20 protein-coding genes are annotated in these 20819 nt (G+C 73.4%); 6 read left to right on the plus strand and 14 right to left on the minus strand.

Translation table 11 applies throughout. The features are described from left to right. Positions 1-227 precede the first annotated feature (227 nt). Positions 228-1139: a haloalkane dehalogenase gene (locus A6V29_RS01715; protein ID WP_137158680.1), complete on the minus strand. Its 912-nt coding sequence runs from the start codon at positions 1137-1139 to the stop codon at positions 228-230. Between the two features lie 91 nt (positions 1140-1230). Here A6V29_RS01715 and A6V29_RS01720 point away from each other — a divergent pair, with 91 nt between their 5' ends. Continuing rightward, positions 1231-1851 carry a TetR/AcrR family transcriptional regulator gene (locus A6V29_RS01720; protein WP_170977648.1) on the plus strand — a complete coding sequence of 207 codons (621 nt, stop codon included), beginning with the start codon at positions 1231-1233 and terminating at the stop codon, positions 1849-1851. A 38-nt stretch (positions 1852-1889) separates the two neighbouring features. Here the strand turns inward: A6V29_RS01720 and A6V29_RS01725 are convergent, their stop codons facing one another. Genes A6V29_RS01725 through A6V29_RS21165 form a run of 3 tightly spaced genes read right to left on the minus strand, consistent with a single transcriptional unit; the run spans position 1890 to position 5048 of the window. Next, entirely contained in the window at positions 1890-2744 is an 855-nt protein-coding gene (locus tag A6V29_RS01725) for a ribonuclease Z (protein ID WP_137158682.1), read from the minus strand. Between the two features lie 28 nt (positions 2745-2772). Next, on the minus strand, positions 2773-3699 hold the full coding sequence (locus tag A6V29_RS21160; protein ID WP_212718927.1) for a hypothetical protein: 927 nt from the start codon (positions 3697-3699) through the stop codon (positions 2773-2775). After that, positions 3696-5048 (minus strand): arylsulfatase, encoded by a 1353-nt coding sequence (locus A6V29_RS21165; RefSeq protein ID WP_212718930.1) that lies wholly within the window; start codon positions 5046-5048, stop codon positions 3696-3698. The genes A6V29_RS21160 and A6V29_RS21165 overlap by 4 nt, the downstream gene beginning before the upstream one ends. Before the next feature lie 150 nt (positions 5049-5198). Between A6V29_RS21165 and A6V29_RS01735 the strand changes: the two genes are divergently transcribed. Both A6V29_RS01735 and A6V29_RS01740 read left to right on the plus strand, forming a co-directional pair. Continuing rightward, on the plus strand, positions 5199-5624 hold the full coding sequence (locus tag A6V29_RS01735) for an MmcQ/YjbR family DNA-binding protein (protein WP_212718933.1): 426 nt from the start codon (positions 5199-5201) through the stop codon (positions 5622-5624). Next, positions 5624-7147 (plus strand): MFS transporter, encoded by a 1524-nt coding sequence (locus A6V29_RS01740; RefSeq protein ID WP_137158683.1) that lies wholly within the window; start codon positions 5624-5626, stop codon positions 7145-7147. Before A6V29_RS01735 ends, A6V29_RS01740 begins: the two co-directional genes overlap by 1 nt. 6 nt (positions 7148-7153) lie before the next feature. On the opposite strand, the gene A6V29_RS01745 is transcribed toward A6V29_RS01740, so the two are convergent. From A6V29_RS01745 to A6V29_RS01755, 3 genes are all read right to left on the minus strand, one after another. Then, a complete protein-coding gene (locus A6V29_RS01745; protein WP_137158684.1) occupies positions 7154-8137 on the minus strand; it encodes a sigma-70 family RNA polymerase sigma factor in 984 nt (327 codons plus the stop codon). A gap of 75 nt (positions 8138-8212) precedes the next feature. After that, a complete protein-coding gene (locus A6V29_RS01750; protein ID WP_137158685.1) occupies positions 8213-9844 on the minus strand; it encodes an amino acid adenylation domain-containing protein in 1632 nt (543 codons plus the stop codon). Between the two features lie 65 nt (positions 9845-9909). Beyond that, positions 9910-10326, minus strand: coding sequence for a winged helix DNA-binding protein (locus A6V29_RS01755; RefSeq protein WP_137158686.1), 417 nt, complete (start codon positions 10324-10326; stop codon positions 9910-9912). 75 nt (positions 10327-10401) lie between these two features. Here A6V29_RS01755 and A6V29_RS01760 point away from each other — a divergent pair, with 75 nt between their 5' ends. Further along, positions 10402-11646 (plus strand): GNAT family N-acetyltransferase, encoded by a 1245-nt coding sequence (locus tag A6V29_RS01760; RefSeq protein ID WP_137158687.1) that lies wholly within the window; start codon positions 10402-10404, stop codon positions 11644-11646. Positions 11647-11668: 22 nt separating this feature from the next. Here the strand turns inward: A6V29_RS01760 and A6V29_RS01765 are convergent, their stop codons facing one another. From A6V29_RS01765 to A6V29_RS01775, 3 genes are all read right to left on the minus strand, one after another. Beyond that, on the minus strand, positions 11669-12163 hold the full coding sequence (locus A6V29_RS01765) for a ribose-5-phosphate isomerase (RefSeq protein WP_137158688.1): 495 nt from the start codon (positions 12161-12163) through the stop codon (positions 11669-11671). A gap of 151 nt (positions 12164-12314) precedes the next feature. Next, positions 12315-13076, minus strand: coding sequence for an SDR family oxidoreductase (locus tag A6V29_RS01770; protein WP_137158689.1), 762 nt, complete (start codon positions 13074-13076; stop codon positions 12315-12317). A 76-nt stretch (positions 13077-13152) separates the two neighbouring features. Then, positions 13153-13815 carry a mycothiol-dependent nitroreductase Rv2466c family protein gene (locus A6V29_RS01775; protein WP_137158690.1) on the minus strand — a complete coding sequence of 221 codons (663 nt, stop codon included), beginning with the start codon at positions 13813-13815 and terminating at the stop codon, positions 13153-13155. Between the two features lie 151 nt (positions 13816-13966). Here A6V29_RS01775 and pepN point away from each other — a divergent pair, with 151 nt between their 5' ends. Then, a complete protein-coding gene (gene pepN / locus A6V29_RS01780; RefSeq protein ID WP_137158691.1) occupies positions 13967-16519 on the plus strand; it encodes an aminopeptidase N in 2553 nt (850 codons plus the stop codon). Between the two features lie 49 nt (positions 16520-16568). Here the strand turns inward: pepN and A6V29_RS01785 are convergent, their stop codons facing one another. Genes A6V29_RS01785 through A6V29_RS01795 form a run of 3 tightly spaced genes read right to left on the minus strand, consistent with a single transcriptional unit; the run spans position 16569 to position 18884 of the window. Further along, positions 16569-17024 carry a DUF5130 family protein gene (locus tag A6V29_RS01785; protein WP_137158692.1) on the minus strand — a complete coding sequence of 152 codons (456 nt, stop codon included), beginning with the start codon at positions 17022-17024 and terminating at the stop codon, positions 16569-16571. 55 nt (positions 17025-17079) lie between these two features. Continuing rightward, entirely contained in the window at positions 17080-17418 is a 339-nt protein-coding gene (gene ctaJ / locus A6V29_RS01790; protein ID WP_137158693.1) for an aa3-type cytochrome oxidase subunit CtaJ, read from the minus strand. 29 nt (positions 17419-17447) lie between these two features. After that, positions 17448-18884: an amidase gene (locus A6V29_RS01795; RefSeq protein WP_249932926.1), complete on the minus strand. Its 1437-nt coding sequence runs from the start codon at positions 18882-18884 to the stop codon at positions 17448-17450. A 79-nt stretch (positions 18885-18963) separates the two neighbouring features. Between A6V29_RS01795 and kynU the strand changes: the two genes are divergently transcribed. After that, entirely contained in the window at positions 18964-20229 is a 1266-nt protein-coding gene (gene kynU / locus A6V29_RS01800) for a kynureninase (protein ID WP_137158695.1), read from the plus strand. On the opposite strand, the gene A6V29_RS01805 is transcribed toward kynU, so the two are convergent. Then, the coding region (locus tag A6V29_RS01805) for an SCO6745 family protein (protein WP_137158696.1) at positions 20222-20819 on the minus strand (598 nt) is incomplete at its 5' end. The genes kynU and A6V29_RS01805 overlap by 8 nt on opposite strands.

Below are 20819 nucleotides of genomic sequence, written 5' to 3' on the forward strand. Positions count from 1 at the left end.
GTTTTCAGGCGCCGTCGACACGCGGTGGCCCGCGAACGAGCAATCGCTCCTCTGGGCAATGTGGTGCCGAGGCACGCGTAAGGCACGGCGCTCGCTTGGGATGCCGCTGACCAGCCACGTTGACGCCTGGAGTGCCAGCCTTCCAAGCTGGCCATGCCGGTTCGATCCCGGTCACCCGCTCCACCAGCTCGCAGCCCGGTCGGCTCCCGGCACCTGCGGGGACCCGGTCACGTCGTCTTGGCGATGAAGTCCACGAGGACGCGCGCCAGCTCGGGGCCACGGTCCTCCTGGAGGAAGTGGCCTGCGCCCTCGATGGTGACGTGGGGCTGCCCCGCCGCACCGGGGACCTTGGCCCGGAAGGGCGCATCACCCCCGCGCGTCACCGGGTCGCTGTCGCTGAACGTCAGCAGGAACGGGCGGTCGAACTGCTCCAGCACCCGCCAGGCGGCCTCGTTGTCGGCTCCGGCCGGATCCGTCCGGCTGGTCGGCACGAGCGCCGGGAAGATCCGGGCCCCGGCCTTGTACGAGTCGTCCGGGAACGGCGCGTCGTAGGCGGCGACGACGTCGGCGGGCAGATCGGTGGTGCAGCCACCGTCGACGATGTTCCCGACGGGGAACACCTCGGTGGTCCGGGCGAACCGCTGCCACGCCAGGAACGCCTCGGTGGGCGTTCCGTGGCCGGTCGGCAGGCCGGTGTTGCCGATGGCGACCCGGGCGAACCGGTCCGGCTCGGCGGCGACGAGCCGGAGCCCCACCAACCCGCCCCAGTCCTGCCCGAAGAAGGTGATGTCGCGAAGGTCGAGCGTGTCGAACAGGAGCCTGCGCATCCACTCGACGTGGCGGGCGTAGGTGTAGTCGGACTGCTCGGTGGGCTTGTCGCTGCGACCGAATCCGACGAGATCCGGTGCGACGACTCGATGACCCGCATCGACGAGCGCCGGGATCATGTGCCGGTACAGGTAGCACCAGGACGGTTCGCCGTGCATCAGCAGCACCGGCGCGGCATCGGCGGGCCCCTCGTCGAGGTGGTGGACGCGCAAGGTGCCCCCGTCGCCGTCGTCGATGTCGGCGTAGTGGGGAGCGAAGGGGAAGTCGGGCAGGCCGGCGCAGCGGTCGTCGGGGGTCCGGACGGTTTCCATGTGCCGATCCGACACTATCGAGAGTTTTACTGTCAATAGATTCTGCGTCCACTACTCGCACAACCTCGGCGATGCCGTAATCTCACGCTCCGTGAGCACTGACGAGGTGGTGAGGGTCGACGGACGGACGGCACGACGGGAACGCAACCGTGCCGCGGTCATCGATGCTCTGCTCGGCCTGATCGACGAGAGCCACGTCGCTCCGTCGACCGACGAGATCGCCGAGCGGGCAGGCGTGTCGGTGTCCTCGTTGTTCCGCTACTTCGAGAGCCTCGACGACCTGCAGGAGCAGACCATCGAGCGGCACTTCGAGCGCTTCGCTCCGCTGTTCGAGATCCCGACCATCGGCGCAGGGCCGCTCGCCGACCGGATCGATCGACTGGTCGACGCCCGAACCACGTTGTACCGCTCGATCGCCCCCGTCGCCCGGCTCGCTCGCTCGCGGGCACTCGACAACCCGCGACTGGCCGGAACGCTGGTCGAGGTGCGGGCCAGGTTCACCCGCCAGCTCCGCGACCACTTCGCGCCCGAGCTGGCGGCGCTCCCCCGCGCGAGCGGCAACGACCTCGTCGCCCTCGTCGACACGCTGACGTCCTTCGAGTCCTGGGACCTGGTGCGCACGACCCACGGCTACTCCGAGCGCCTGGTCCGCCGGGCGTGGCACGCCGGAGTCTCCGGACTGATCGATTCGTTCGCCCCGAACCGGCCCTGAGCACCCGAGCGTCCGGGCGCACCGTCAGCGCCGGCGGGTCAGCGAGCCCCTGACACCGCCGTCGCGTGGACCTCGACGCGGTGGAGGTCGTCGCCCAGCTCGATCGCCCCGTCGAAGTGCGCGGCAGCGAGCGCCTTCCAGTCCTCGCCACCCCCGGGCGGGATCGCGGGGACGTAGTGGGTCATCACCAGCGTCGCCACGCCCGCGCGCTGCGCGGTCCGCGCGGCCTCCTCGGGCGAGGAGTGGTAGTCCCGGATGTCCTTCATGCGCTCGAGCGGGATGGTCCCGATGACGTCCTTGCGGATGACGGTGTGCACCAGCGCCTGCGCCCCGGCGCACAGCCGGTCGAGCCCGTCGCACGGCACGGTGTCGCCGGCGGTGACGACCGAGGCGCCCGCCTGGTCGAACCGGAACCCGACCGTGGGGTGCACGGGGCGGTGGTCGGTGGGCGCGCAGGCGACCTCCACCGCGCCACCGAGGTCGATCGCCCCGTCGTCCACCTCGATCACCGAGACCGGCGGGAAGCCGTAGGCGAGGTCGTCGTGGTGGTCGATGCGGTAGCCGATGTCGGGGCCGAGTGCCGCGACGATGTGGTCGACCACCTCCCGGGTGCCCACCGGACCGACGATGGTGAGCGGCGACGGCTCGAAGGTCATGACCCAGCGCGACGTGATGACGTCGTTGAGATCGGTGAGGTGATCGCTGTGGAGGTGGGTGAGCAGCACGGCCGTCAGGTCCCCCACGCCGACCCCGGCCGCGGCCAGGCGCATCATCACTCCGCGCCCGGCGTCGACGAGGTAGTGCTCACCTGCTCCGGAGATCAGCGTGGCCGGCCCGGCGCGGTGCGGATCCGGGATCGGACTACCGGTGCCCAGCAGCGTGATGGTCAGCATGGGGTCGTTCCTCCGACGGTCGGGCGGGTCACTGGCGGGACATCTCGGCGGCGGCCTCGGCCTCGGCCGTGCCGGGCGCCGGGCGGGCGATGAGCTGGATCTCGATCTCGTGCAGCTTCCCGGCGAAGGGGAAGGGCGCCTCGTACCGGCTGGACACCGCAGACCCGTGGTCGAACGCGATGCTGGGACCGACGGACGAGATCATCCGCATGTACAGCTGCGTGTCGCCCCGGCCGGCGTCGACGCCGTCGATCGCGAGCTCGATCCAGCCGGTCCGGCCCTCGCCGCGGCGGAACCGGGCGGTGAGCACCGACTCGCCCACGGGGACGGGGATGTCGGATTCGACGATGGTGTGGTCGTCGAAGGCGTTGTAGTCGACGACGAGCCGGTCGTCCTGCACGAACACCGAGATGCCCGAGTTCTCGGTGCCGGTGGCGAAGAGGACCCCCTCCTCGCCCGCCGCCCGGGTCACCCGCGCGGTCAGGTCGAAGCTCCGTCCGCCGATGGCGGCCGCCGCCTGGCTCGGGAGCGGGGACATCGGCGGGCGGTAGACGTAGCGCTTGCTCGGCGGGTGGGGCGAGTGCTCGCGGAAGCGGGCCCCGAACAGCTCGATCGAGCGGTCGTCCAGCGGGAGCACGCCGTGGCGATCGGCCTCGTCCCACCACAGCTGGATCAGCTCGGCCAGCCTGCCGGGATCGGCCTCGGCCAGGTCGTCGCACTCGGAGGGATCGACCGACAGGTCGTAGAGCTCCCACGTCTCGGCGTCGTAGTCGGCGCCCGGCGTGTGCTTCTGCACCGCCTTCCACCTGCCGGACACCAGCGCGCGGCTGCCGGCCATCTCGAAGTACTGCAGGGAGTTGCTGGCCGGCGCGTCCGGATCGTCGAAGACGTGGTCGAACGGGTGGCCGGTGACCGGGAGCTGCTCGATGCCGCGGTAGGTCTCGGGAGGTGTCACGCCGAGCAGCGAGTAGACGGTCGGGACGATGTCGGCGACATAGGTGAACTGGACTGGTGCCGCTTCGCCCCCCGCTGCGCGGCATCGATGCCGGCCGGCCAGTGCACGACCATCGGGACGTGGACGCCGCCCTCGTGAGTGTTCTGCTTGTACCACTTGAACGGCGAGTTGCCGGTCTGGGCCCAGCCCCACGGGTAGTTGGTGTGGCTGTGCGGTCCGCCGATGTCGTCGATGCGCTGCACGGCGGTGTCGGCCGTCTCGACGATCCCGTTGAAGAACTTCATCTCGTGCATGACGCCGAAGGGCCCACCCTCCTGCGAGGCCCCGTTGTCGGCGAGGACGACCAGGATGGTGTTGTCGAGCCGCCCCATCTCGCGCAGCCCGTCGACCAGGCGGCCGATCTGGTCGTCGGCGTGATCGAGGAACGCGGCGAAGGCCTCCTGCAGCCGGGCGTTGAGCCGCTGCTGGTTCTCGGACAGGTCGTCCCACGGTTCGACGCCCGGGTTGCGCGGGGCGAGCTCGGTGAACTCGCGGATCACCCCGAGCTCGACCTGCCGGGCGAACCAGCGCTCGCGGACCACGTCCCACCCCTCGTCGTACCTCCCGCGGTACTTGGCCAGGTACTCGGGTGGCGCCTGGTGCGGCGCGTGGGTGGCACCCAGGGGCAGGTAGGCGAAGAACGGCCGGTCGGGGCGCACGCCCGTGCTGTCGGAGATCATCGCCAGCAGCCGGTCGACGAGGTCCTCGCTGAGGTGGTAGCCCTCGGTGCCACCCGAGGACCTCGGCGGCTCGACGGGGTGGTTGTCGGCCACGAGGTCCGGGTGGAACTGGTCGGTCTCACCCTCGAGGAAGCCGTAGAAGCGATCGAACCCCCGAGCCAGCGGCCACTGGTCGAAGGGGCCCGCGGCCGAGCACTGCTCCATCGGCGCGAGATGCCACTTCCCGGCGCAGAACGTGGCATACCCCTCGTCGCGCAGGACCTCCGCGATCGTGGCTGCGTGCGGGGTGATGTGGCCGAGCTGGTTGGGGAAACCGGTGCGGAAGTTCGACACGCTCCGCATCCCCACGGCGTGCTGCGCCCGGCCGGTCAGCAACGAGGCTCGGGTCGGCGAGCACAGCGGGGTGACGTGGAAGTTGGTGAACTGCAGTCCGTCGGCGGCCAGGGCGTCGATGTGGCGCGTGTCGATGTCGGAGCCGTAGCAGCCGAGCTGCGCGAAGCCGGTGTCGTCGAGCAGCACGATGACCACGTCGGGTGCGTCGGCGCCGGGATGGGGTGGCTCGTCGAACCACGCCTCCGAGTCGGCGATCGTGCGCCCGAGCGTGCCCTCGAACCGGGACGGCCTGACCACGACAGCCTCCTCGCACGGCTACAGTTTCTGGAAGTCGAACTCTCAGAACATCGCCAGACTTGCACCACCCCGCTGACCGCGTCAAGGTCCCCGACGTCGCTCGGCCCCGCGTCCGGTCCGCGGCGCGCGTTCCGGCCGTACGCTGCCGGCGTGACCTCCGATCGACCGGCTCGGGTCGAGGACGTCCACGAGTTCGCGCTGGGCATGCCGCACGTGACCGTCGTCCACGGTGGCAGCGGCAACCCCGTCTACCAGGTGGGCGGCAAGTCCTTCGTCTTCTTCCGCACCCCGCGGCCGGACGCCGTCGACGCCGCCGGGGAACGCCTCCGCGACGTGATCGTCTTCTGGGTCGAGTCGGAGGCGGACAAGCTGGCGCTGGTCCAGGACGCGACGACGCCGTTCTTCACCACCCCGCACTTCGACGGGCATCCCTCCGTGCTGGTGCAGGCGAGCCGGCTCGAGGAGATCAGCCGGCAGGAACTGGCCGAACTCGTGCAGGACGCCTGGCTCGCCCAGGCCTCCCCCCGCCGGAGAGCTGCCTGGCTCGCGGAGCACACCGCGGACGAGGTGCCGTGATGGGCGGGCCCTCCGCCGCCGACGCCGGGATCCGCATGGGCACGCCGCGGGGCCGCTGGGTGCTGCTCGCGACGGTCCTCGGTTCGGGCATCGCCTTCCTGGACGCGACGGTGGTCAACGTCGCCCTGGAGCGGATCGGGGCCGACCTCGGCGCCGACTTCGCCGGACTGCAGTGGACGGTGAACGCCTACACGCTCACGCTCTCGGCGCTCATCCTGCTCGGCGGCTCGCTCAGCGACAGGTACGGGCGACGTCGGATCTTCGTCATCGGGGTGAGCTGGTTCGCGCTCGCCTCGCTGCTCTGCGGACTGGCCCCCAACATCGAGACCCTCGTCGCGGCCCGCGCCCTGCAGGGCGTGGGCGGTGCGCTGCTCACCCCCGGCAGCCTGGCCATCATCTCCGCGACCTTCGCCGCGGACGACCGCGCCGCGGCGGTGGGCGCCTGGTCGGGTCTGTCGGGGGTGGCGACGGCGGCCGGTCCCTTCCTGGGGGGCTGGCTGGTCGAGTGGAACTGGCGGGCGGTCTTCCTCGTCAACCTGCCGCTGGCCGCGCTGGTGATCGCGGTCGCGGCCCGGCACGTGCCGGAGACGCGCGACCCGGAGGCCGCACCGAAGCTGGACTGGGCCGGGACGGCGCTGGTCGGTCTCGGGCTCGGCGCCCTCACCTACGCCCTGACCTCGGCCGGCGGGACCGGCACCGGGCCGGGGGTGTGGCTCTGGGGTGCCACCGGGTGCCTGGCCCTGGCCGCCTTCGTGGTGGTGGAGCGGAGGTCCCGCCATCCGCTCGTGCCGCCGCGCCTGTTCGCCGACCGGCAGTTCACCGCCGTCAACGTCGTGACGCTGTTCGTCTACGCCGCGCTCGGCGCCCTCTCCGTCCTGCTCGTCCTGCAGCTCCAGGTGGTCTCCGGGTTCAGCCCGCTGCTCGCCGGCAGCGCGCTGCTGCCGGTCACGCTGCTGATGCTGCTCTTCTCCGCGCAGGTCGGCGCGCTGGCCCAGCGGATCGGACCGCGAGCCCTGCTCACCACGGGGCCGCTGGTCGCCGCAGCGGGCGTGCTGCTGATGCTGCGGATCGACGCCGACGCCTCGTACGTGCGCGACGTGCTGCCGCCGGCGATCCTGTTCGGCGCCGGCCTCACCCTGCTGGTCGCTCCGCTCACCGCGACGGTGCTGGACTCCGCCGAGGACCGGCACGCGGGGGTCGCCTCCGGCGTCAACAACGCCGTCGCCCGCGCCGCCGGGCTGCTCGCCGTGGCCCTCGTCCCGGTGGTCGCCGGGATCGGCGGCGACGACTACCGCGACCCGACGGCGTTCGCCGCCGGCTTCCGCATCGCGCTGTTCGTGCTGGCCGGGCTGCTGCTGGTCGGCGCCGCGGTGTCGGCCGCGTTCGTCCGCCGCCCCCTCGGCGACGCTCCGCCGGCCGGCGACGCCGGACCCCACGACCACGGCCGGGTCAGGATGGAGGAGTGCCTGCACTGCGGGGTGGTCGGCCCCGCGGTGCACCCCCCTGACGCCGACCCGGGGTGACGGTGCTCAATCGAGGGACGACGGCAGGCCCAGCTTCCCGAACAGCCCCGTCCCGAGGTCGAGGAAGCTGGAGATGTGGGCGACCCGCCCGTCTCTGATCTCCAGCACGTGCAGGCCCCACGGCTCGTGACCACCACCCGCGCGGCGCCGGTACTGCGCGACCGCCGGCGCGCCGTTGGCCTCGGTCGGGATCAGCCGCGACCCCTCGCACTCGGCGCCCGGCCCGCGCATCCAGGCGCCGATGTCCGCCGCACCCCGGAGCCACATCTCGAAAGGGGGCATGTGCTGGGTGGCGTCCTCGTGCAGCAGCTGCACGAAGGCGTCGATGTCGTAGCGCTCGAACGCGTCCAGGTACCGGGCGAGGAGCCGGCGGTCGTCGTCGTCCAGGGCACGGGGCACGGGCCGGCCGTCGAGGTCGGCCAGCGTGGCCCGGGCGCGCTGCAACGCGCTGTTGACCGAGGCCACCGTCGTGGCTAGCAGGGTGGCGACCTCCTCGGCCTTCCAGCGCAGCACCTCGCGGAGGATCAGCACCGCACGCTGCCGCGGGGGCAGGTGCTGCAGGGCCGCGACGAATGCCAGCCGCACCGACTCGCGGGCCACCGCCTGCTCGGCGGGATCGCCGTCCTCCGGCAGCACCTGGCGGTCGAGCATCGGCTCGACCCACGCCGTCATCGGGCGACGGCCGGCCAGCGAGGCCGGCACGGGCGGGTACGGATCGCCAGCCAGGTCCATCGGCAGCGCCCGACGCTGCCGCCCGCCCAGCTGGTCGAGGCAGACGTTGGTCGCGATCCGGTACAGCCACGAGCGCAGCGCCGACCTGCCCTCGAAGTCCGCCAGCCCGCGCCAGGCGCGCACCATCGTCTCCTGCACCGCGTCCTCGGCGTCGAAGATCGACCCGAGCATCCGGTAGCAGTAGCCGGTGAGCTCGCGGCGGTGCTCGAGGAGCCGCGGGTCGAGCTGGTCTGTGGGTCCGAGGGCCACGCTGGTCACGGGCTGTCCACTCCTCCGGTCGGTGTGCGGATCAGCACACCACAGGGGTCCGACGGAACGGGAGGGCCGACGGTCTCACTGGTAGGAGATCAGCGACGGCAGCGGGACCACCTGCTCGACAGTCTCCTCCGGCGTGAGCATCGGGGCGTCCTCGTCGTAGAAGTTCTTCCAGCCCCAGGCCAGTCGCTCCGGCGCGTTCTCCCGCAGCCTGCTCCACGTCGCCTGCTTGTCGCCCTGGCTGCCCTGGCCGTCGGCGTGGACCATCACGGCCAGCTCGTCGCGGCCGGTGTCCAGCCGCTCGCGGCCCGGCAGCATGTCGGGTCGGAACTGGTGCAGGACCAGCAGCTTCTGCGGCAGCAGCTCGTCCCGGGTCAGGTCGGCCAGCCAGGTGACGACGGCGTTGACCTCCTCGACGTCCACCGAGCCGATCTGCGTCAGGTGCACCTGGTCCGGCTCGAGCCGCCACTCCGGGTCCAGCGCCAGCCCGACGTGCGGCAGCTCCAGCAGCGAGCGGTACCGCTCGGCCTGCGTGACGAAGTCGGTGCGGCCCGGCTGCAGGTCCAACAGCACGTAGAGCCCGGCCGCACCGGCCTCCTCGACCCAGGGTCGCAGCATCTCGGGATCGGCCTCGTTGGAGTAGTCGCCGTCCGGACCCGCGGCCGTCGACGCCACCGTCGCGATGATCTCGAAGGCCGGGACCATCCGGGCGTCGACCAGCTGCTCGTAGGGGGCCGCGTGGTCGCGGGCGCGCTGGATCGCCTGCTCGAGGGGCTGCTCCCCCAGCACGCCCAGAGCTCCGGTGCCGGGATGTCCGTAGAGGGCGACGAGGAAGCGGCCGGGGAACATCAGCTGGCCGCCTCCCGGCAGCTCGACGCCGGTGCCGGCGGTCGCCAGCTTCCAGTCGAGTCCGTCCTCCGCGGCCAGGTCGGCACCGAGCGCCACGACCGACTCGGTGGCGTCGTCGGCGAGCGCCGTCCGCGCCGCCTCGGACCCGCGCGGGTCGGTCGTCCCGTCGAGCACGACGACACGGGCGCCGGCCGCGCGAGCGGTCGCCACCGCCGCCACGGCGTCGTCGTCCCCCGCGACGAGGACCACGGTCTCGTCGCGGGCATCGCCGCGGCCCATCTCCGGAAGCTCGTCGACGTCGTCCTGGCCGCCTGCCTCGGAGCCCTCGGGGACCAGCGCCGCCGGCTCGTCGCCGTCCAGCGCGGCGACGGCGTCGAGCCCGCCGTCGTCCGGGACCGGGCCGGCCTCGTCCAGCGAGAGTCCCGTGGCCTGGGCCACGGCGTCGGGCGTCGCGGGCACCCGCACCACGTCGGGGCCGTCCTCTCCGACCTCGCCCTCCGCAGCACCGACGGCGAGCAGCGCGTCGGCGTCGAGCCGGTCCAGCTCGTCGGCCAGCCCGTCGCCCTCCAGCAGCAGCGGAGCACCGAGCCCCACCGCGGCTGACGCTGCCAGGAGTACGCCCGCCCGGTCGTCCTCCCGGGCGGTCACGACGACCGGCGAGCTCTCGAAGAGCAGGCCGCTCGTACCGAGCGCCAGCTCGGCCGGGTCGTCCCCCGGCAGCGTCGTCAGCGGCTCGGTCGGCGACGACGTCTCCGCGGCGGCGCTGCGCTCGGGAGGCGACCCGTCGCGCTCGGCCTCGCTGCTGCAGCCGGCCACGACCAGTGCCACGGCCACGGCGAGCGGCAGTGCACGCGCGCGCACGTCATCCCCCCTCGCCGTCGTCGGCCCGCCCGTGCGGACGTGCTCCGGACCGACCATAGGCGCGGTCAGCCGCGGCGCAGCGCCCGCTCCACGTTCTCGGCCATGCGCGTCAGGACCAGGACGGTCCGCTCGTACTCCTGCCGCGACAACCCATCGGCGGTGTGCCGGCGCACGCGGGTGACCGCCCGCAGGATCCGGTCGTGGACCGCCACTCCGTCAGCCGTGAGCCGCAGCAACCCGGCCCGGGGGCGGTCCACCCAGCCGCGGGCGGCCAGGTCGGTGAGGACGGCGGCGGTGTCACCGGGGACGTCGGCGAGCGAGGTGTGGACGTCGCTCTCCGGGACCGTCGCCTCCGCGAGCAGGTGGAGCACCTCCCAGTGGCGCCGGGTGAGCCCCTCGCCGGCCACGACGGCGTCCAGGGCCGATTCGAGCAGCGCATCGAGGCGCTTCACCCACCAGTCGATCCCCCGTTCGTCGTCCACGCGGGCATCCTGACAGCGGATCCGTCCCGCACAACCCGTTGGCGCCCCGGCCGTCCCGAGCGGTAGACCTGTCCGGTGCCCGACGACATCGCCGCCCAGCTCCGCCCGATCACGGCCGACGAGTGGCCGCGGTTCCTGCGCTCGATGTACTCGGTGTTCGGCGACGAGCCGACGGGTCAGTACGTCGACACCCCCAGTCCGGTGGCCGAGCTGGACAGGTCCCTGGCGCTCTGGGACGGCGACCGCGTCGTCGCGACGGCGGGCCTCTACAGCCTCGAGCTCACCGTCCCCGGGAGCACGGTCCCGTGCGCGGGGGTCACCTGGATCACCGTGTCGCCGACCCACCGCCGTCGCGGCGTCCTCACCGCGATCATGCGTCGCCAGCTCGACGACGTGCGGGCGGCGCAGCGAGAGCCGGTCGCCGCCCTCTGGGCGGCCGAGGCGGGGATCTACGGCCGGTTCGGCTACGCCCCGGCCTCCTGGCGCGGCGGGTGGAGCGGCCAGACCGGCCGGCTACGGCTGCGTCGAGACGCCGGCACCGGCACCGGCGCCGTCCGCCCGGTCGAGCGCGACGAGTTCCGCACCGCCGCTGCCGGTCTGCACGAGCAGCTCCGCCGCTGGGTGCCGGGCAACATGGCCCGTGACGAGCGCTGGTGGGACAGGCTGCTCTCCGACGAGCCCGAGCACCGGCACGGGTGGTCGCCCCAGCACCTGCTGGTGCACACTGAGGACGACGGGACGCCCACCGGCTACGCCATGTACCGACGCCGGCAGCGGTGGAACGACGAGGGCGAGCCCGAGGGCCGGATCCGCGTCGGCGAGGTGCGCTCCACCACGCCCGCCGCGTACGCCGCCCTGTGGAGCTACCTGCTCTCCCTGGACCTGGTCCGCACCGTGGAGACGTCCATGGCCTCGGTGGACGATCCGCTGCGGCACCTGCTCCAGGACCCCCGGGCGCTGCACGCCAAGCCGGTCGACGCGCTCTGGGTCCGGGTGGTCGACGTCGGTCGGGCGCTGTCGGCCCGCCGCTACCCCGCGCCGGTGGAGCTGGTCTTCGAGGTGCGCGACGAGTTCTGCCCGGAGAACACGGGGCGCTGGCACCTGCGGGGCCACCCGGCCGGTGCGTACTGCGATCGCACCGACCGCGATCCCGACGTGGTGCTCGGCATCGAGGAGCTATCGGCTGTCTACCTGGGCGGGGTCTCGCTCGCGGGCCTGCACGCGGCCGGGCGGGTGACCGAGGTGAGCCCGGGCGCGGTCACCCAGGCGTCGACCGCGTTCGGCTGGCCGATCGCGCCCTGGTGCCCCGACGACTTCTGAGGGCTACCGACGCCCGCGCCGCTCAAGGGTGGTGCTGGGGCCCGGTCGGCTGGCCACCGGCCGGGCGGTGCCGGTCGCGCTCGTAGTCGCTGATCAGACCGATCCGGCGGACGTGCCGCTCGTCGCCGCTGAACGGTGTGCGGAGGAACTCCAGCACCAGCTCGGTGGCCTCCTCGACGCTGTGCTGCCGGGCGCCGATGGAGACGACGTTGGCGTCGTTGTGCTCGCGGGCGAGCTGCGCGGTGGCGGTGTTCCACACCAGCGCGGCGCGGACGCCGGGCACCTTGTTGGCCGCGATCTGCTCGCCGTTGCCGGAACCCCCGATGACGACGCCGAGAGAGCCTGGCTCGGTGACGGTCCGCTCCCCCACCTCGAAGCAGAACGGCGGGTAGTCGTCCTGGGCGTCGTACTCGTAGGCCCCGCAGTCGACGGGCTCGTGGCCGGCGTCGGCGAGCGCCTTCTTCAGGTGCTCCTTGAACTCGAGGCCGGCGTGGTCGGTACCGACGAAGACGCGCATGACGAGCAGTTTGACAGGGTGGCTCGCTGGCGGTGCCGGCGGTCGACGGCTGGAAGGGCCGCTGGGTCGGCGCCCTGCTCGACCTTCCTGCACCGGAAGTCCCGGACTTTCGGTGCAGGAAGTACGGGACTTCCGGTACCGAACGTGCGGGTCAGGAGCCGGTGAGTCGGCGGACGATCGACAGCGGCAGCATCTTCAGCAGCCGGGCCACCGGACGCCACGGCCACTCGGGCACGTAGCCCCGGACCGGCTCGCGCTCGACGACGGCGACCAGCGCGTCCACGCCCTTGTCCAGTCCCACGGTCAGCGGGCCGCGCCGTCCCTCGTTGATGTCGGTCGCGATGTAGCCGGGCAGGATCGCGGAGACGACGATCTGCGAGCCGTACACGTCGGAGCGGATGCCCTCGGCCAGCGAGTTCAGCGCCGCCTTGCTGGCGCCGTACGCGGTGCGCGTGCCGGGCATGCCGCGGATCGACGCGACGGAGGAGATCAGCACCAGGTGGCCGGCGCCCTGGTCGCGGAACAGCGCCATGGCCGCCTCGCACTGGGCGTGCGACCCGAGCACGTTGGTGTGCAGGACGGCGCGGTTGGCCGCGGCCTCGCCGGTGCCGACCGGACCGCCCTTGCCGATGCCCGCGTTGACGATCACCCGGTCGAAGCCGCCGAGCTCGTCGGCGAGCCGGGGCATGACCGTGGCGACCGAGTCCGGGTCGTCGACGTCCATCGCGGCGACCACCACCCGGATGCTGGGATGTGCGGCCAGCAGTTCGTCGCGCAGCGCCTCGAGCCGGTCGAGCCGGCGGGCGGTCAGCGCGAGGTCGCGGCCCATGGCGGCGAAGCGGCGGGCCATGCCCTGGCCGAGCCCGGCGCTGGCCCCGGAGATGAAGATCCGCTGACGGACGGGATGCGGCATCCGACCATCCTGCCGCACCCCGTCCATCCCCTGCTTTTCCGCGGAGAAGCAGCCTGCTTCTCCGCGGAAAAGCTGGCTACGAGCGGGTGAGCTGGAGGGTGTCGGCGGGGACGGAGTCCATGTCCGGGCCGCTCGTGCGGGTGCGCTTGAGCTCCCAGAAGTCCGGGAGGTTGGCCAGCAGGACCGCGCCGTCGAAGGCCTTGCCGGCGTCCTCGCCGGTGGGCACCTTGCTGATGACCGGGCCGAAGAACGCCACGCCGTCGATGTGCATGACCGGGGTGCCGACGTCGTCGCCGACCGGGTCCATGCCCGCGTGGTGGCTCTTCTCCAGCGCCTCGTCGTACTCGGTGGAGGTGGCCGCCTCCGCCAGCGAGGCCGGCAGGCCGACGCGCTCGAGCGCCGGGGCGATCAGGTCCTCCAGCTCCACGCCCTCGTGGTGCCGCAGGGTGCCCATGGCGGTGTAGAGGTCACCGAGCACCTCGTCGCCGTGCTGCTGGGCGGCGGCGATCGCCACCCGCACGGGGCCGATCGCCTTCGTCATCATCTCCTGGTACTCCGCCGGCAGGTCCCGCCCGCGGTTGAGCACGGCCAGGGACATGACGTGCCAGTGCAGATCGATGTCGCGGACCTTGGCGGCCTCGAGCACCCAGCGGCTGGTCAGCCAGGCCCACGGGCACAGGGGGTCGAACCAGAAGTCGACGCGGGCCTTCACGGGGGCGCTCTGCACTGCCTCGGTCATGCGGTTCTCCTCGCGGTCGGGGCCCCGCGTGCACCACCGGGCTCTCGTCGGGTTGCCAATCGACTTCGCCGCCGCGTTGTTCCCGCCGGCCGGATGCCCTGAGGTGCCCGGGGCGGAGGAACCGTCGCCGCCCCGTGGCAGGCTGCCCGTCGTGGCCGCACCCAACCTGACCCGCACCGATGCCGCTGCTCGCGCCGACCTGCTGACGGTCGAGAGCTACGACCTGCACCTGGACGTGACCGACGGCGCCGGCCGTCCCGGCGAGCGCACCTTCGAGTCGACGACGACGGTCGTCTTCGGCTGCCGCGAGCCCGGCGCCGCCACGTTCATCGACCTGGTCGCCGACGGCGTCCGGTCCGCGACGCTCAACGGGACCGAGCTCGACGTCAGCACCTGGACCGAGGAGGGCGGGCTGCCGCTGCCCGATCTCGCGGAGCGCAACGAGCTGGTGGTGACCGCCGACTGCCGCTACTCCAACAGCGGCGAGGGGCTGCACCGCTTCACCGATCCCGAGGACGGGCAGGTCTACCTCTACAGCCAGTTCGAGCCGGCCGACGCCAAGCGCATGTTCGCCTGCTTCGACCAGCCCGACCTCAAGGCCACCTTCACCGTGCACGTGGTGGCGCCCTTCGACTGGCAGGTCGTCTCCAACACCGGCGGGCGCACCGTCGAGGCCGGCCCCGGCGGGTCGCAGCTGGTGCACTTCGTGCCCACCAAGCGCATCTCGACCTACCTCGTGGCGCTCGTCGCGGGCCCGTACGCGAAGGTCACCGACTCGCACGACGGCATCCCGCTGGGGCTGTACTGCCGGGCGAGCCTGGCGCAGTACCTCGACCCCGACGAGCTGTTCCGGGTGACCAAGCAGGGCTTCGACTTCTACCACCGGGTCTTCGACTACCCGTACCCGTTCGACAAGTACGACCAGCTCTTCGTCCCGGAGTTCAACGCCGGTGCCATGGAGAACGCCGGTGCGGTCACCTTCCTGGAGGACTACGTCTTCCGCTCGAAGGTGAGCCGGGCCCGCTACGAGCGCCGGGCCGAGACGATCCTCCACGAGCTCGCGCACATGTGGTTCGGCGACCTGGTGACCATGCGCTGGTGGGACGACCTGTGGCTCAACGAGTCCTTCGCCACCTACATCAGCACGCTGTGCCAGGCCGAGGCGACCGAGTACACGACCGCGTGGACGACGTTCGCCAACACGGAGAAGGCCTGGGCCTACGCACAGGACCAGCTGCCCTCCACGCACCCCATCGCCGCCGACATCCCCGACGTCGCCGCGGTCGAGGTCAACTTCGACGGCATCACCTACGCCAAGGGCGCCTCGGTGCTCAAGCAGCTGGTCGCCTACGTCGGCCGCGACGAGTTCCTCGCCGGGGTGCGCCGCTACTTCCGCACGCACGAGTACGGCAACACCACCCTCGACGACCTGCTGGGGCCGCTGTCGGAGAGCTCGGGCCGCGACCTGTCGGAGTGGGCCGACCAGTGGCTGCGCACCAGCCAGGTCAACACGCTGCGGCCGGTCGTCGAGCTGACCGAGGACGGTCGCTACGGCAGCTTCGTCATCGAGCAGACCGCCGTCCCCGAGCACCGCGTCCTGCGCAACCACCGCCTGGCCGTGGGGCTCTACAGCGAGGGCCCGGAGGGGCTGACCCGCACCGCGCGGGTGGAGCTCGACGTGGCCGGCGCGAGCACCGAGGTGACCGACCTGGTCGGCCACCCGGCCGCCGACCTCGTGCTGGTCAACGACGACGACCTCACCTACGCCAAGATCCGGCTGGACGACGGCTCGCTGGCCACGCTGCGCTCCCGCATCGGGGCGATGACCGATCCGCTGGCCCGGGCGCTGTGCTGGTCGGCGGCGTGGGACATGACCCGCGACGCCGAGCTGCCCGCCCGCGAGTGGCTGCAGCTGGTGCTCGCCGGGGTGGGCGCGGAGACCGAGATCAGCGTCGTCCAGGCGCTGCTGGCCCGCGTGCAGAGCGCGCTGAGCAGTTTCGCGGACCCGAGCTGGGCGCCGACCGGCTGGGCCCGGCTGGGCGACCACGCGCTCGCCGCGCTCGGGTCTGCTCCCGCCGGGAGCGATCAGCAGCTGCTGTGGTCGCGCACGCTGGCCACCGCCGCCCGCACCGACGAGCACGTCGCGGCGCTGCGCGGCCTGCTCGACGGATCACGCACCGTCGAGGGCCTCGTCGTCGACGCGGACGCCCGCTGGGCGTTCCTGCACGGCCTGGTCGCGCTGGGCGCGGCGGGCGACGCCCAGATCGAGGCCGAGGAGGCCCGGGACGCGACCGCCACCGGTGCCCGGCGGGCGGCGACGGCGCGCGCGCTGCGGCCGACCGCGGAGGCCAAGGCGGAGGCGTGGCGGCTGGCCTTCGCCGACGACGACGTGCCCAACGCCGTGCACGAGGCGATCGTGGCTGGCTTCTGGCACCCGGCCCAGCGGGAGCTGACCGCCGAGTACGTGGACCGCTACTTCGCCGACATCAGGCCGGTCTGGGACCGCCGTCCCGGCGAGATCGCGAAGAACGCCGTCCAGTACCTGTTCCCGCCCGTCGTCGAGCCGCGCACCATCGCCGCGGCCGACGCGTGGCTGGCGGACGCCGGGCAGCCCGCGGCGCTGCGGCGGCTGGTGTTCGAGGGCCGGGACGGCATCGCCCGCGCGTTGCGCGCCCGCGAACGGGACGCGCAGGCCGGCCTGTAGACGGCGGTGCCCCGCCCACCGTCGGGTGGGCGGGGCACCGTGTCGTCGTCTAGGCGGTGCGGACGGGACGGCCGGCCTGGTCGGCCAGCTGGCGCAGTCCGTTCACGATGCCGCCGACGAGGTCGCCCCCGGCGAAGGACGTCGTCATGGAGAGGACCGCGAGCGCGCAGGCCCGGTCCGGCAGCCGGCGGGCCGCGGCGGCGCCGGTCACGACCTCCACCACGCGCTGCCCGGGCGAGACGGCGATGAGCACGGCCTCGGTCGTGTCGCCGCCGGAGTAGGCGTGCAGCTCCTCGGCGCGGGCGCGGGTGGGCGTGCCCAGGTCACCGATGTAGAGGGTGAACCGCAGACCGGTCTCCCGCGAGGACATGGTCAGCGCCTCGTCGATGCGGGCCAGCTCGCGGAAGCTGAACACGTGATCGTGGTGGATCTCCTCGTCGATCACGTTCGCCGCGGTGTAGCGCGTCGCCGTGTCGTGCGACTCGGTCTCGAACACGCGGGTCATGCCCGGCCTCCCGGTACGTCGGTCGTGGATGCGTGCCTGCGGTTCATCGGGAGGCTCACCAGGTGCCCCGGGCGCCGCCGAGCGGTCCGCCGGGCACCGGACGCGGGGCCGCCGGAGCTCCGCCGTCAGGGGATCCGCCGCTCACGGCGTGCGTGGCCGCGGCCTCCTCGCCGTAGACCGACGAGCCGATCGCCGCGGTCTCGCCGTGCCCCCCGCCGTGCCCGGTGCTCTCCGGGTGCGGCTCGTACCAGACCGGCGCGTGCGTCCACGCCTGGCCCGGCTTGTAGCGCGGGCGCCGGTTGCGCACGCCCGGGCCCAGCGTGAAGAACGCGAGCACGAGGAAGATGGCCAGCGGGGCCACGACGAAGACGAGGATGGTCTCGGCGACGGTCACGCCGGCCAACTTACCGGCACCCTCCGCGCTCAGCCCGCTGCACTCCCCCAGACCGGCGGGTGTCGGTGCGCCCAGGGCCGGGCTGCCTCCAGCTGCGCCGACAGCGAGATCAACATCTGCTCGTCGGCGGGCCGGCCCACCAGCATCGACCCGATGGGCAACCCGCCGGGAGTCCAGTGCAGCGGCACGCTGACGGCCGGCTGCCCGGTCACGTTGTAGAGCGCGGTGAAAGCGGCGTAGAGCTTGTTGCGCTCGAAGTCCTCGGCGCCGTCGGCCCCGTCGGTGAACCAGCCGATCGGCCGCGGCGTCATCGTGGTCACCGGGGCGAGCAGGACGTCGAACCCGGCGGTCGCCTGCAGGAACCGGCGGGTGAACAGCCGCAGCGCGGTCAGCCCCTCGACGGCCTCCCTGGCCGACATCGCCAACCCCCGGGACCGCAGCTCCCGGGTGATCGGGCGGAGCTCCCCCACCCGGTCCTCCGGCACCGGGAGCATCGCGCCGGACAGCGACCACACCCGCTCGAACGCGGCCAGCACCTCCGGCCCGAGCAGGCCGGGGGGCGCCTCCTCGACCGTGTGCCCGAGGTCGGCGAGGAGGTCCGCCGCCTCGTCCAGGGCCGCGACCACCTCGGGCTGCAGCTCGGCGCCGGGCATGACCGACTCGGTGAACCGCGCGACGCGCAACCGGCCGGGCGCGCGGTCGGCCGCGGCCAGGAAGGTCTCCCCCGGAGGCAGCGGCGGAGCCCAGGCGAAATCACCCAGTTCCGGACCGGCCATCGCGTCGAGCATCGCCGCGGCGTCCCGGACCGTCCGCGCCAGCGGGCCGCTGGTGCCCAGCCCGGTGACGTCCCCGCCGAGCGGAGCGCTGCTGATCCGACCGCGGGCCGGCTTGATGCCCACCAGCCCGTTGACGCTGGCCGGGATCCGGATCGAGCCGCCGCCGTCGCTGCCCTGCGCGAAGGGCACGAACCCCGCGGCGACAGCGACCGCCGCACCGCCGCTGGAGCCGCCGGCCAGCAGGGAGGGGTCCCACGGGCAGCGGGCGGGCCCCACCAGGTCGTTGTCGGTGTAGCAGGGGTAGCCGAACTCGGGGGTGTTCGTCTTGCCCAGGCTGATCGTGCCGGCCGCGGCGAGCCGGGTGACGACGCCGTCGTCCACCTCGGGCACGTGGTCGGCGGTGACCCGGGAGCCGAACGTCGTGCGCACCCCCGCGGTGCTGTTCAGGTCCTTGATCGCGGTGGGCACGCCGAGCAGCGGGGGCTGCTCACCGCCGTCGCGCAGCCGGCGCTCCGCTGCCGCAGCGGCGTCCAGGGCCCGCTCGGGAGTGACGGTGACGAAGGCGCCGAGCCCGGCGTCGTGGGCCTCGATGCGGCGCAGCGCATGGTCCACCAGCTCCGTGGGGCTCACCTCACCTCGGCGGACGGCCGCGGCCTGCTCGAGCGCGGTCAGGTCGTGCAGCTGGGTCACGACGACGACGCTAGCCGGGGCGGTCGTCCCGGGCTCTCCCCGCGCGTACCCGGGCGGGGCGGTCACGTAGACAGGGCGCATGGATCTCTCCCGCGCCGCCGCCGAGGCCCTCGACGCGGCCGATCCCCTCGCCGGCTTCCGGGCCCGCTTCGCCGGCACCGCCGAGGACGGTCCCGATCGGCTCCTCTACCTCGACGGCAACTCGCTCGGGCGGATGCCCCTGGCCACGCCGGCCGCACTGACCCGCGTCGTGGAGCGCGAGTGGGCCGAGGGGCTCGTCGGGAGCTGGTCGGAGTGGATCGGCACGGCCGCGCGGGTCGGGGACGCGCTGGGGTCCGGCGTGCTCGGCGCGGCGCCGGGTCAGGTGCTGGTCGGTGACTCCACGACCGTGAACCTCTACAAGCTGCTCGCCGCCGCGGCGGCCGCTCGGCCGGACCGCGACGTGCTGGTCTGCACCGCCGACGACTTCCCCACCGACAGGTACGTGGTGGCGGGAGTGGCGGAGGCGCGGGGCATGACGGTGCGCGAGATCGAGGCCGACATCGACGAGGGCCTCGACCTCGACGTGCTCGCGGCGGCACTGGACGAGCGGGTCGCGGTCGTCGTCCTGTCTCTGGTGGCCTACCGCTCCGGGGCCTTGGCGGACGTGGCCGAGGTGACCCGCCTGGTGCACGAGGCCGGCGCGCTGCTGCTGTGGGACCTCTCCCATGCCGTGGGCGCCGTGCCCGTCGACCTCGATGCCTCGGGCGCCGACCTCGCCGTCGGCTGCACGTACAAATACCTCAACGGCGGGCCGGGGGCGCCGGCGTTCCTCTACGTGCGGCGCGACCTGCAGGACGAGCTGCGCTCGCCGATCCAGGGTTGGTTCGGCCAGCGGGACCAGTTCGCGATGGGCCCGCGCTACGTGCCGGCCGAGGGCATCGAGCGGTTCGGCGTCGGGACGCCGCCGGTGCTCGGCATGGCCGCGGTGGAGGTGGGTGCCGGGCTGGTGGCGGAGGCGGGCATCGACGCGCTGGCCGCCAAGGGCCGCGCGCTGACCGACCTCGTGGTGGCGCTCGGCGACGAGTGGTTGCTGCCGGCCGGGATGGCGCTGGCCTCGCCCCGGGACGCGAACCGGCGCGGTGCGCACGTCACCTTCGCCCATCCGCGGGCGTGGCAGCTCACCCAGGCGCTGCTCGCCCGCCGGGTGGTGCCGGACTTCCGGACGCCGGACCGCGTCCGCCTGGGGCCGGCGCCGCTGTACACCCGGTTCGTCGACGTGTGGGACGCCATGGCCCGGTTCCGCGACGTCCTCGCCGACGGGTCCTACGAGACCTTCCCCGCCGAGCGCGCCCGCGTCACCTGAGGTCGGGATCGGGGGCGCCGATCGGGTTGCCGGCGGGCCACTCGCCCGCCGCCACGACCGCGCGGCGGACCGGGCGGAGCAGCTCGACCAGCCGGTCGCAGCCCGTGTCGCCCAGCGCCGCCCACGGGCCGAGGGCCAACCGATCGGTGTCGGCCTCGATCGCGGTGACCATCGCCAGCCCCTCCGGGGTCAGCTCGTCGTCGGCGAGCCAGCCTCGGTCGGTCAGCCGGGCGACAGCGGCGTCCCACGCGGCGTCGTCCCACCCGCGGGACTTCAGCAGCCACGCGCGGTCGGCGCGGCCGGCGGCGACGGCCAGCACGTGCGCGGCCACGCCGTCGACCTCCCGCTGCACCAGCGCGACGGTGTGGCCGTCACCGCGGTGCTCCCGGAGCGTGGTGAGCGCCTGCCAGAGCGCGAGGTGCGGCTCGTCGGGGAGCGCCAGCCCCGCGTTGGCGGCGGCGAGGGGCCGGCCGGGCAGGTCGACGGCGGCGGCCGCGGTCGTGGCGAGCTCCGCCGCCTCCGGGGCGTCGTCGGAGGCGGTCCATTCCCCGCCCAGGACGCGGCGGACCGCGGCGTCCACGCCCGCGAGC

This window comes from Blastococcus sp. CCUG 61487, from assembly GCF_005222955.1.
In the GTDB taxonomy this organism is placed as follows: Bacteria; Actinomycetota; Actinomycetes; order Mycobacteriales; family Geodermatophilaceae; genus Blastococcus.